11 protein-coding genes are annotated in these 12,767 nt (G+C 42.3%); 5 read left to right on the forward strand and 6 right to left on the reverse strand.

The window, feature by feature from the left end; translation table 11 throughout:
* Positions 1–11 precede the first annotated feature (11 nt).
* Positions 12–632, reverse strand: coding sequence for a DUF6915 family protein (locus E0H82_RS13910; RefSeq protein WP_131265349.1), 621 nt, complete (start codon positions 630–632; stop codon positions 12–14).
* A 150-nt stretch (positions 633–782) separates the two neighbouring features.
* On the reverse strand, positions 783–1,841 hold the full coding sequence (gene pbpG / locus E0H82_RS13915) for a D-alanyl-D-alanine endopeptidase PBP7/8 (RefSeq protein ID WP_131265350.1): 1,059 nt from the start codon (positions 1,839–1,841) through the stop codon (positions 783–785).
* A 218-nt stretch (positions 1,842–2,059) separates the two neighbouring features.
* Between pbpG and E0H82_RS13920 the strand changes: the two genes are divergently transcribed.
* The 3 genes from E0H82_RS13920 to E0H82_RS13930 are packed head-to-tail and all read left to right on the forward strand — an operon-like array spanning position 2,060 to position 5,725.
* A complete protein-coding gene (locus E0H82_RS13920; RefSeq protein ID WP_131265351.1) occupies positions 2,060–2,695 on the forward strand; it encodes a response regulator in 636 nt (211 codons plus the stop codon).
* A gap of 36 nt (positions 2,696–2,731) precedes the next feature.
* Entirely contained in the window at positions 2,732–4,291 is a 1,560-nt protein-coding gene (locus tag E0H82_RS13925; RefSeq protein ID WP_131265352.1) for a sensor histidine kinase, read from the forward strand.
* Between the two features lie 24 nt (positions 4,292–4,315).
* Complete coding sequence (locus E0H82_RS13930) at positions 4,316–5,725, forward strand: sigma-54-dependent transcriptional regulator (protein WP_165492960.1); 1,410 nt, start codon at positions 4,316–4,318, stop codon at positions 5,723–5,725.
* Here E0H82_RS13930 and E0H82_RS13935 read toward each other — a convergent pair whose 3' ends face one another.
* The 4 genes from E0H82_RS13935 to lptF form a co-directional block, all read right to left on the reverse strand.
* Positions 5,726–6,892 carry a S41 family peptidase gene (locus tag E0H82_RS13935; RefSeq protein WP_131265354.1) on the reverse strand — a complete coding sequence of 389 codons (1,167 nt, stop codon included), beginning with the start codon at positions 6,890–6,892 and terminating at the stop codon, positions 5,726–5,728.
* A 23-nt stretch (positions 6,893–6,915) separates the two neighbouring features.
* Positions 6,916–8,463 carry a 2,3-bisphosphoglycerate-independent phosphoglycerate mutase gene (gene gpmI, locus E0H82_RS13940; protein WP_131265355.1) on the reverse strand — a complete coding sequence of 516 codons (1,548 nt, stop codon included), beginning with the start codon at positions 8,461–8,463 and terminating at the stop codon, positions 6,916–6,918.
* Between the two features lie 121 nt (positions 8,464–8,584).
* A complete protein-coding gene (gene lptG / locus E0H82_RS13945; protein WP_131265356.1) occupies positions 8,585–9,655 on the reverse strand; it encodes an LPS export ABC transporter permease LptG in 1,071 nt (356 codons plus the stop codon).
* A 1-nt stretch (position 9,656) separates the two neighbouring features.
* Positions 9,657–10,757 carry an LPS export ABC transporter permease LptF gene (gene lptF / locus E0H82_RS13950; protein WP_131265357.1) on the reverse strand — a complete coding sequence of 367 codons (1,101 nt, stop codon included), beginning with the start codon at positions 10,755–10,757 and terminating at the stop codon, positions 9,657–9,659.
* A 159-nt stretch (positions 10,758–10,916) separates the two neighbouring features.
* On the opposite strand from lptF, the gene E0H82_RS13955 reads away from it, so the two are divergent.
* Complete coding sequence (locus E0H82_RS13955; RefSeq protein ID WP_131265358.1) at positions 10,917–12,365, forward strand: leucyl aminopeptidase; 1,449 nt, start codon at positions 10,917–10,919, stop codon at positions 12,363–12,365.
* Positions 12,358–12,765, forward strand: a complete 408-nt coding sequence (locus E0H82_RS13960) for a DNA polymerase III subunit chi (RefSeq protein ID WP_131265359.1) — start codon at positions 12,358–12,360, stop codon at positions 12,763–12,765. Before E0H82_RS13955 ends, E0H82_RS13960 begins: the two co-directional genes overlap by 8 nt.
* Positions 12,766–12,767 lie beyond the last annotated feature (2 nt).

Below are 12,767 nucleotides of genomic sequence, written 5' to 3' on the forward strand. Positions count from 1 at the left end.
TTTAGCTACGCTTAAACGAAGCTTTGTTGTTTTCTTTGATGTAATGCTTGTGCACTTTGCGGAATTGCCATGCCATTATCCATCCACAATTCAAACTGCATCGCGTGGAAGATGTCATCTGGACTATAGACAATATTCTGTAAATTCGGTAATACACCTATTCGCGGTAAAATCTCGTAAATAAACCAACTGTTATGCGTAAAAAGTAAAGAATGCAACTTCCCTGTTTGTGCCAAAGGTGAAAGCATTAATTGGGATGCAATTGGGTTTTGGGCGTAGACTTGGTGTAACTGTTCTAAATGTCGTTCTAAATTTTGAGGTAATCGGCTTGCATCAATGGCATGAACAAAGTCACTTAACGTGGGAATAAATCGCTGCTGATAATCTACCAATAAATGATCACGTTCGCATAAGTCTTTTATATCAATCGATTTGCCCGCACTATTCTCAAGACTATGTCCAAATATTGGTACAACGACTGAATTTATTCCCCAAAGGGTATGTAAAATTCGATGCCGAGCATCACTACACAAACTTTTGGTACTATCAATAAATGCATGTAATTCATAATAATCTTCTGGCTCCCCACCCCACCGTTTCGCTGAAATTCGAGCATGTTGCATCGCATTCATAGTCAGACCCAGTTGTTATCTTGTTATGTCGCTATCATACGCATTCTGTATCCAAAAAATAGTCAAAAAATATGCTTTAAGACAAGCTGTGTCGCAGCCTATAGGCATAAAAAAACTCTTCATCAAGAAGAGTTTTTTTAAAGGAAAAAATTAAATTCGTTTTGGCAACTGACTTGCCCACGTCATTAAACGGGTTGCATCCTCAGTCCGACTTTGGGATGAACTTGCACCTAGAATGACTACGACTGCTGGGCGCGAGTTTAATGTGGTATGCATCACCACACAGCGACCAGCTTCGTTAATATACCCTGTTTTTGACAGATTAATATTCCAACCACCATTACGAACTAAAGCATTGGTATTATTAGACTTTAACATCCGATAACCGAGATTAAAATCATAACTGGCTGTGGTTGAAAACTGACGAATTAAACCATATTGCGATGCGGTGCTGACTAAAATACCCAAGTCACGTGCCGACGCAACGTTGTGCGGATCTAAGCCTGTAGATTCAACATAATGTGTCGAGCTCATGCCCAATGCACGTGCCTTCGCATTCATTGCAGAAATGAAAGCACTACGTCCTCCTGGATACGTTCGCGCTAACGCTGCTGCCGCTGGATTTTCCGATTTCATTAAAGCAAAAAGCAACGCTTCTGCACGGTTCATGCTATCCCCTGCACGTAGCGTTGAACTCGAATTTTTACCACCTGCCCCTGCAAAATCAATCGACTGTAAGGTAATTTCCTCAGACATGTCTAAACGTGCATCGGCAATGACTACCGCTGTCATTAATTTGGTAATAGAAGCAATGGGTAATGCTGTATTGGTATTTTTACTATAAAGCACCTCACCTGTTTGTGCATCCATGACCAGCGCGGCACGGGCACTTACAGAAGGCTGACTACTATAACCCGCAGAGGTATCAATAATATGAACCGTTTTCGGTGCAGAAGAGGAAGGTACCCCATTTGAGCTGCGAACCGTCGTGGTGACTTTGGTTGATCCTTGCGGAGACACTTCCTCAACCAGTGAAGAAACATCACTATTTAATAATTGACTCGCTTCCTCTGAAGACCAGTTCATTGAAGCCTGACCAACACTCCCCGAGGAAGGATTAATGACGAGTTCAGCAAAGCTTGTTGAACTCAGGCTGAGTAGAATAGACATACTCAACACATGCATGAATGACTTCTTAGAATTTTTCACAATCGTTTACTCAACTCAGGGAGGTAAGATACATTTGCGTATTACCTCAAATATGCCTTACATTTACACAGCAACGGGAATTTTCTGTTCGCGCTATTGTGCAAAACTTTTAATTTCGGAATAAGAATAGGATTGCTAATTTTGTCGTTTCATTGCAAGCTTATTTTGCTTTATGTAACAAAAATGATGTAATTTTTTTTAGCCAGAGGGAGAAATCGGTGATTACAGTTTTAGTGGTGGATGACCATGAATTAGTCCGTACTGGTATTTGCCGTATGCTAGAAGATCACGCAGATGTACAAGTCATTGGTCAGGCAGAATCTGGTGAAGAAGCGATTAACCTGGTTCGCCAACATCACCCTAATGTGGTTTTGCTGGATGTGAACATGCCAGGTATTGGTGGAGTAGAAACTACTCGCCGCCTATTACAAACCGCTCCTGAAACCAAAGTTCTAGCTGTGAGTGGCTTGGCCGAAGAACCCTACCCATCCTTGTTACTGAAAGCTGGTGCCAAAGGTTATATCACCAAAGGCGCTCCTGTCAGTGAAATGGTTCGTGCCATTAATAAAGTCATGCAAGGGGGCAAATACTTTAGTGCCGATATTGCAGAACAACTCGCAAGCTCTTATTTATCCGACACACAACAATCACCATTTGATGCTCTGTCTGAGCGTGAAATGCAAGTAGCCATGATGGTGGTGAATTGTATCAGCGCGCAAGAAATTGCAGATAAACTTTTCGTGAGTGTAAAAACAGTCAATACCTATCGTTACCGTATTTTTGAAAAATTAAACCTTGATAGTGATGTCAAACTGACCCATCTAGCGATTCGTTACGGTCTCATCAAACCTTAAATAACAAAAACTTTCATCATCTAATCGGTTTGCAGCATGCAAAATTCCCAATATTTCGAATTAAATCAATACTTTTTTGGGCTGTGGTATGCCGCCTACCGCTTATTAATCACCAGTTGTTTGGTGTTAATTTTTATTCTGACCCAAGATGAACTCTCAACCAACTACGAGTTTCCTCAACTGTATTTTTATGTACTGTGGGGCTATTTTTTCATTAACTGCGTACAACTCTTTAATCTCAAACATTTTAAACAGCACATTCCTCAGCAGTTTGCATTCATTTTTATAGTCGATGTTATTGCCTTAAGCTTACTCACCATCGCCACCAATGGTCCGAATTTAAGTATCAGTATCCTGTTCTTAACCACCATTTTCGCAGCATCATTACTCCTCAAGACACAAAAAGCCTTAATTATTACGCTAATTGCGGTTATTGCGGTTATTTACCAACAATTCTTTATCAGCTTCCTGACCCAACATTCATTCCAGAATCTGGGGAATAGTGTGATCTTGGCAGTTTTATTTTTTGTCTTTTATGCCTGTGGGCAAATTGCGGTTCGTCGTTTCCAGCTGCTCGATCATGTCAATTTCTCCCAATCACAAGAACTGAAACGTCTGCAAAATATTAATCGCTATATCTTAGAGCAAATTGAAACAGGCTACCTGGTCTTAGATGAAAACTGTCATATTGTTTTAAGTAACCCTGCTGCCTGTGCTTTATTAGGCATTGCACCATTTTATGCTTTTGATAAATATCCGCTGTATAAACTACAACCTGATTTGTTTGAGTTACTGGACTTTGATCAGGTGCAAAATGGGGAGAAATTTCAGTTTGAATCTCAGCTCAGTCGCTATTATTTGCATATTGAAGTGCAAAAACTGATTGTCCCACAACAGGTACTGACACTTTTGGTGATCCAAGATGGACAGAAGATGAATCAACAGGTACAACAATTAAAATTGGCTGCGCTGGGGCAACTCTCAGCCAGTATTGCACATGAAATTCGCAACCCCTTGGCCGCTATTGTTCAAGCCAATGAATTACTGCCGAACAGTACGGTTGATCAGCAGCAAACACTGAGCCAAATGATTAGCAAGCAAACCAAACGAATTGACAAAATTGTGCAAGACACTTTAAGTATGGTCCGGAATCAAGGCACTCAACCGATTAGCATACAATTAGATCGTTTTATCCCCATTTTTATTCAAGAAGATCTGCCCGATCTGAAAACTAAAATTCTATGCCATATTGCCCCACAGCTCAGTTTGAACTTTGATGAGGCACAATTTAGACAGGTATTAATTAATTTAATTCGCAATGCAGTCCGACATAATTCACCTGAACGCAGTACAATAGAACTCCACTGCTATACGCAGGATAAAAACATTCACATTGATGTGTGTGATTTTGGGGAAGGCGTGGCGATTCACGATCAAGCCCACCTGTTTCAACCGTTTTTTAGTACCGCGATTACAGGAACGGGTTTAGGATTATATCTATCACATAGCTTTTGCGAAGCTAATCAAGCGCTCTTAAGCTATGTAGAACAACAACAGGGAGCTTGCTTTCGCATTCAATGCCGACAGCTGACTTAATAATTCAATTTTTACTGGGGTGTTATAGTGGCGCAACAACCACTCGTTTTATTTGTAGATGACGAAGAAGACCTATGTACGCTGATGCAAATGATGCTCAGCCGTATGGGGATCGAGACGCATGTGGCTTATCGTTTAGCACAGGCCAAAAAAATGTTGTCTGAACATCACTATGATGTTTGTTTTACGGATTTAAATCTCCCTGACGGGAGTGGCTTGGAATTGGTTGAGGAAATTTCTCAACGATATCCGCAGTTACCTGTCGCAGTGCTGACGGCCTATGGCAATATGGATATTGCGATTGCCGCGCTCAAGGCGGGGGCTTTTGACTTTGTCAGTAAACCGATTAAACAAACCCATCTGGAACAGCTGTTACAAAAGGCTCTGAACAATCCTGTGCAGCAACAGGCTTCTAGCGAAGACGCACTTGAACAACGCATGCTGATTGGTCAGTCCGTACCCATCCAACAACTCCGTGTCACCTTAAAAAAGATTGCTCGCTCACAAGCGCCAGTCTTTATTACAGGTGAATCTGGCACAGGCAAAGAAGTTGTTGCCAACTTGGTCCATCGTCTCAGTAATCGTAACGAAGGCCCTTTTATTGCGATTAACTGTGGTGCGATTCCTTCCGATCTACTCGAAAGTGAGTTATTTGGGCACAAAAAAGGCAGCTTTACTGGCGCAACACAAGATAAACAAGGTCTGATTCAATCTGCACATGGCGGTAGTTTATTTTTAGACGAAATTGCCGAACTGCCTTTGAATATGCAAGTCAAATTGCTGCGTGCGGTACAGGAAAAAACCATTCGTCCAATTGGCTCAGATACTGAAATTGATGTCGATTTCCGTGTGATCAGTGCTAGCCACCAAGACCTCGAATCTCTAGTTCAGCAAGGTAAATTCCGCCAAGACCTATTTTTCCGCATTCATGTGATGGATTTGGTTATGCCGCCTCTCCGTGAACGTGGTCAAGACATTTTAATTCTCGCGCAACATTTTATTCATAAAGTCTGCAGTGAATGGGAAATTGAAGTCAAAGCATTAACCGCTCGCGCGAAAGATTTCTTATTGGCACAGTACTATCCGGGTAATGTCCGTGAACTGCGTAACATCATCGAGCGGGCCATTACGTTAAGTGATGAGGATTATATTGATGTTCAGCATTTACAAAGTGCACCCTTACGCCGCAGTGTCTACACACCAGTATCATCAATCGAGCAAATGCTGACAACGCCTTCAGAATTAACGCTAGCACCTCGAAAATTACCAGATGAAGGTCTAGAGTTGTATTTAGAAAATATTGAAAAAGAGATTCTGCTCAATGCATTGAATATTACGCATTGGAATCGCACTTTGGCTGCCAAAAAACTGGGGATGTCCTTCCGCTCTTTGCGTTATCGCCTGAAAAAGTTTGGACTGGATACTGATGAATAATTAACGGCGATTAGCAATGATCTCTGCAGCATGCTCTAGATAGGTCTCTTCCTTCATATCATGTTGCAAGGGATATTGCTGATCGGGTTGAATGCCAATGCCTTCAATCATCTTCCCTGATGGCGTGTAATAATGGGATACCGTCATTTGCAGCGCAGTGCCATTCGACAAAGGGAACAGTTTCTGGACCACGCCTTTACCATAACTTTTTTCCCCAATCACCCAAGCACGACGATGCTCTTTCATCGCAGCCGTAAAAACTTCTGCCGCAGATGCAGATCGAGCATTAATTAATACACCGACTTTAAGATTCTGAAATTCCGAACTAGGTAAAGCTTGAAATTGCTGATTGCCTTCTGAGCGACTTTTGGTGGTGACAATAATGCCCTGATTTAAAAACAGGTCTGCCGTTTCCACCGCTGCAGACAATAAACCACCTGGATTATTTCGTAAATCAATCAACACCGCCTTAAGACGGGATGGATTATTTTCTTCAATTAAACGCTTAATTTCATTGGCTGTATCTTGTTGAAACACGCGAACTTTAAGCAACAGTACTTGGTTATGTAGCAGTTGTGCCTCAATGTCTGTTTCAATTTTCTTGGTCCGAACCAAACTGATGGGCTTGGTGGTCTGCCCCAATTGCACACTTAAAGTCGAGCCAATTGAACCATACAACAAAGCATTGACCTGTTCACGGTTCAGCTTTTTTAATTCTTGATCATCAATTTTAAAAACTGAAACACCATTGCGTAAGCCTTGCTTATAGGCATCGGCTTCTGGCTTAAGTCCTTGAATGGTCCATTGACGCTGATTGTCATAACTTAAATTAAAATCGACCGAAGCCAAGTCACCATCGGTATATTGCACCAACTGCTTATAATCTTCGGGTGATAAATAACGAGAATAACGGTCTAAACCACTCACCAAACCTTGAATGGCTTGTTGGAAGAGTTGTTCATCATTTTTATTATCGACGTAATTGTCTTTGACAATGCCATAAATCTGCACAAACTGCTGAATCGATTCAACAGGGACTTCGGGATAACTTTGTTCAACTTCGTCAAAATCTGGCGCGGTGTCAGTCTCATTCACCGCACCTATCGCATGACCACAACACATGAATAACGCTGTTAAGGGAATAACAAATTTCAAGTGTTGTGTCATTGATTCACCTGTGAAAAAGCGACTTAGGCTTGTAGGGTAATAAGATTACGCCCTTGCATTTCTGCTGGAACAGGCAATTGCATCAAATGTAATAAGGTTGGTGCAACATCTGCTAATACACCACCCTCTGCAATAGTGGCTTGCGTTGGACCCACATAAATAAATGGAACCAATTCTGTTGTATGTTGAGTATGAACTTGCCCGCTCACATAGTCTTGCATTTGCTCCACATTACCATGATCGGCAGTAATCAGCATATGGCCTTTGTTTGCCATCACAGCATCGTACACACGCCCCAAACAGGTATCCACCGCTTCTACGGCTTTTACTGCTGCTTGGAATACACCAGTATGTCCGACCATGTCACCATTGGCATAGTTCACCACCAACAGATCATATTCACCCGAATTAATCGCCGCGACCAATTCATCAGTCACTTCATAAGCACTCATTTCTGGTTTTAAATCATAAGTCGCAACATTTGGTGATGGGATTAAAATACGTTTTTCACCTGGATATTCGTCTTCACGACCACCACTAAAGAAGAAAGTCACATGTGCATATTTCTCAGTTTCCGCAATACGCAACTGTGTTTTACCTAAATGAGAAAGGTATTCACCCAATGAGTTATGCAATGCTTCAGGCATATAGGCTACAGGCGCATCGATGGTTGCTTGATAACGCGTTAACATCACAAACATAGACAGATTAGGTACAACTTTACGTTCAAAGCCAGCAAAATCTTGCTCTACAAAAGCCTTGGTAATTTCACGCGCACGGTCAGCACGGAAGTTCATAAAGACAATGCTGTCACCGTCTTGAACTTTAGCCACATCACCAATGCGTGTGGCTTTAACAAACTCATCAGATTCGTTCGCTGCATATGCTAGCTCTAAGCCTTCAACTGCCGTCGCAGCTGTACGCACTGCCTCACCTTCTGTTAATAGACGATAAGCTTGTTCAACGCGATCCCAACGATTATCACGATCCATGGCATAGTAACGACCAATGAGGGTGGCAATACGTCCTTGATTTGGATATTGTGCAAATAAAGCATCGAGTTTTTCTAATGAAGGCTGCGCGCTTTTAGGTGGAGTATCACGACCATCCAAGAAGGCATGTAAATATACTTGAACGCCACGTTTGAGTGCTAACTCTGCCATTGCCACAATATGGTCTTGGTGTGAATGTACACCACCTTCGGAGAGTAAGCCCATAATGTGGACTGCACCTTGAGCGGCTTTGGCTTTTTCAACTGCATCGATCAATACTTGCTGTTCAAAAAAAGCACCTGTACGGATGTCTTTGGTAATTCGGGTAAAATCTTGATACAGCACACGGCCTGCACCCAAATTCATATGACCGACTTCTGAGTTGCCCATTTGTCCATCTGGCAAGCCAACATCTTCACCAGAACCAGAGATTAATCCATGTGGATGCTTTTGTTGCATAGCAGTCAAGTTTGGTCGTTGTGCTGCAAGGAAAGCATTATCTTTAACCGCTTCACGATGTCCAATACCATCCATAATTACCAATACGTGGGGGACTTTGCCAGCAGTTGCATCCGTCATGATTTACACTCTTGTCTATAAATTGGTCGCTATATCTTACCGAATTTTCGTTCAAGACTCCATGTATGCGACAGGGTTAAACTCACTTGTACAGATTGTTTTCTGCAATCTGTACAAATTCTTAGCGGGCACGGCGCAATAAATAGCCACCCACCACAAACATAAACACAATCGGTAGAAATACAAACCAAGCCGGGGATGGGCTATAAACCAAACTGGCATAACCCAGAAAATCCTGTAAATAGAAGAAACCTAGTCCAATAAATAAAGCAATCACCAAACGAAAGCCCATCGATTGTTGGCGTAATGGTCCAAAAATAAAAGAACAGGCAATCAAGACCAACGCAATTAATGCAAATGGAGAACCGACTTTTTGCCAGAATGCCAATTGGTAAGTTTTAGGCACTTGGCTATATTCATGCATATAACGCATAAAGCTGACCAGTTGACTCGGCGATAAATCTTCAGGATCAATAGTGACCATATGGACATATTTCGGTTGTAATGCCAAAGCCAAAGGTTGTTGTGCTGCATCGCGTTTGACTGCATTACCTGCATCCTGAATTTCTACCTGTTCAGTGTCTTTTAAATTCCAACGACCATCTTGAACAAACTGTCCCTGCTCGGCATTCAATACACTATTTAAACGGTATTCTTGGTCAAAATCGACCACTTGAATATTACGCAATTGACCTTGTGAGTTAGCATAATCAATATAAATAAAGCGCTGCCCTTCACGCGTCCAATAGCCTTTTACTTCACCTAAAGCCGCAACACTCCGGTGACTTTTCACGCTCTTGGCCTGTTCATTGGTATAGGGAATCACCCATTCGCTTAATACGAAGGATAAAATCACCAGAATTAAAGCCGAACGGATCACCCAACCCACAATACGCCACAGGCTAATCCCGATGGAACGCATCACAATCAATTCACTATTAGATGCCATGGTGCCTAAGCCCAACACCGCGCCAATTAAAGCAGAAATTGGTAAAATCTCATACAGATAGCGTGGTGCACCCCATAAGACATAAATCAGGGCCTGCCAAGCGGTATAGGTGTCATTCAGCTCACTTAATTCACCCAAATAGGTAAATAGAATTTGTAATACCGACAAGACCGCTGTCGCCCCCAACATGGCATAGGCTGTGGTCTTAGTCACATGTTTCGCGACAATACGACGTGCAAACATTTTAAGACCTCACTCGCTGAATCTGTTTCTTAATTTTTGGGGCTAATTTTTGCTTACGAGAGAAAATCGCGGCTGCCATTGCATAGACAAAAAGCACCAACGGATAGGCCCAAATTCCAATTTCCTGTTTGCTGACCCGCGTTTTAATCGCCATCATCGCGACAATTAAACTGGCAAAAATTAACAGTGCAGGAAACAGTTTTAAATAACGTCCCTGACGTGGACTCACTTCAGACAAAGCCACAGCCAATGCTAATGCCACAATCATGACCAGTGGAACAAACATCCGCCAACCTAATTCGCTGGCCACAATTGGATCATTGCGGTTTTGCCATAATTTACTTGTGGTTAAGGCTTCAACCTCAGCACTTTCAAATTTAGCTTCTTTATCATTTTCTAAACGCAAACGATAACTTTGAAATTCGGCTTGGGTATATTTCGGTTGACCTGCATAGATTTCATAACGACGACCTTGTATCAAATCGACCACATTGGCGCTGTCATTGGCCACTTCAACGCGTGTTGCTTCTTTGGCCAGAATCATGACGTCTGGCTTACCTTCTTTTTCTGCACGTTGGTAAAAGAAAATATCTTTCAGGTTTCGCCGATCTTCTGATAAATCACCGGCATAGATGGTATATCGACCCGAGGAAATAAACTCTTTAGGGCGAACCAAATCGAAACCCGTACGTACGGCCTGACTGGTGGTCAGCTGTTCAAACTGACGTAAGCCCCAAGGTGACATCCACAGCATTAACACACTCTGTAACAGCATAAACACCAAGGTCAATGGAATCAGCATTCGTGCCAGTTGATGTCGGCTGATGCCACTTCCATTCAGAACTGCCATTTCATGATCGACATATAAACGACCAAACACCAGCATGAGACCAATAAAGAAACCCAAAGGAAAAATCAGCGTTAAAAACTCAGGCAAACGATAACCAATAATGCTGAATAAAATGCCTGCATCTAAACGACCTTGAGCAGCTATGCCGAAATACTTGATTAATCGGCCACCCATCATGATTAAGGTCAATAAGCCAATCACAACCAATGAATTAGACACCACTTGCTTGACTAAATAACGCCGAATAATCAAATTGATTCTTCCAATTTCAAAAAGAGTAAAAACTACCGTTAGTTTACCCGAATGTTAAAAATATAAAACCTATTCCCCTGCTTCTGCATTGAAACTCGAACCATAAAAATGTTTCAATGGTTGAATGACTTAAAACCCTCAAAGGCGTGAAGACCCCCTATGAAACTCAGCTTGAATACCGCACTACCCGCTCCCGCTACCGATCAGGCTTTATTCATTTTAGCCGACAATGCTCAGCTTGCTCAGATCGCATCAACATATCAAATCAATGACTTAGAACAGATTGCACAAGCGACGCAATTTAAAGCCGGATTAAATGAAACCTTGCCCTTATTGGCAAAAATTCCTGGCTTTGCTCACACGGTTCTAATTGGACTCGACAAAGTTGAAGATTTACAGCCTGCAAAATTAGCAAAAATTGCACAAAGCATTATCAAATCTTCACAAAAAAAATATCAGCAGATTCAAGTCGATCTGAATGCTTTACCTGAAGCCTTGCATTATTTATTTGCATTAAGCCTGACTCAAGCAGCTTATGGCTATGATGAATTTAAATCGAAAAAGAACGATTTTTTACTTCATGACATTGGTCTGATTGCCGCACAAAGCCCTTTAAATCATTCACAGTTAAGCCTGATTCAAGCCATTCAATCAGGTCAGGATTATGCACGTGATTTGGGCAACCGTCCGGGCAATATCTGTTTCCCTGAATATTTAGCCGATCAAGCTTTGGCTTTGGCACAGCAATACCCAGAGCAACTCAAAGTTACCGTGATCAATGAACAGGAAATGGCTGATCTAGGTATGTTTGCCTTTTTAGCGGTCAGCCGTGGTTCAAACCGTCCGGGTCGTATTATTACTTTGGAATACAAAGGTCAACCAGATCAAGCACCGATTGTTTTGGTCGGTAAAGGCGTGACTTTCGACACAGGTGGTATTTCACTCAAACCCGGTCTAGGCATGGACGAAATGAAATTCGACATGTGCGGAGCGGCTTCGGTGCTCGGCACCTTACGTGCTTTATGTGAAGCGAAACTACCCATTCATGTGGTCGGTGCAATTGCTGCTGCAGAAAATATGCCGTCTGGTCACGCCACCCGCCCTGGGGATATTGTCACCAGCATGAGTGGTCAAACGGTTGAAATCTTAAATACCGATGCCGAAGGCCGTTTGGTACTCTGTGATACCTTGACTTATATCAAACGCTTTAACCCAGAATTGGTGATTGACATTGCAACCTTAACTGGCGCATGTGTGGTGGCATTAGGTTCAGTCTTAACAGGCATGTTTACCCCAGATGATGAACTGGCTGCTGAATTAAATGCCGCAGGTCAGACCAGCTTTGACCGTGTATGGCGTATGCCTGTGATTGATGATTATCAAGAGCAGCTCGACTCACCATTTGCAGATATTGGCAACATTGGTGGTCCAAAAGCAGGTGCCGTAACCGCTGCATGCTTCCTGCAACGCTTTACTCGTGAATATCGTTGGGCGCATTTAGATATTGCAGGGACAGCATGGCTTTCGGGCAGCAACAAAGGCGCAACAGGTCGTCCAGTACCGTTGTTAATGCAATTCTTGGCCAACCGCGTTAACACGAATGGCTAAAGTTCGCTTTTATCTGTTTGAAAAAAGTCCAGAGCGGCAAGTCGAAAGTACTTGCCGTTTATGCCGGAAAATTCTGCGTCAATCGAAACGAATTTGGCTGTATTGTCCCGATGCCACATTGCAGCAGCAATTGGATGAACGCCTATGGAGTTTCGATGCAGCCAGCTTTATTGGACATGGCATTGACCAAGAGCATGCCAGCCTCTGTATCTCGGCACGCTTTCCCACAGAAAATGATTGGATTGTGTTTAATTTTAACAATCAGGCACTTGATCAATTTAATGAATTTAGCCAAATTATAGAAATTATTGAGAATAATGATTCAGCCAAACAGCTCGGTCGTGAAAAATTTAAACAATATCGACGCTTAGGCATTGAACCTCAGACTTTCAAGCTTTAATT

It is taken from the genome of Acinetobacter sp. ANC 4910, assembly GCF_004331035.1.
Taxonomy (GTDB): Bacteria; Pseudomonadota; Gammaproteobacteria; order Pseudomonadales; family Moraxellaceae; genus Acinetobacter.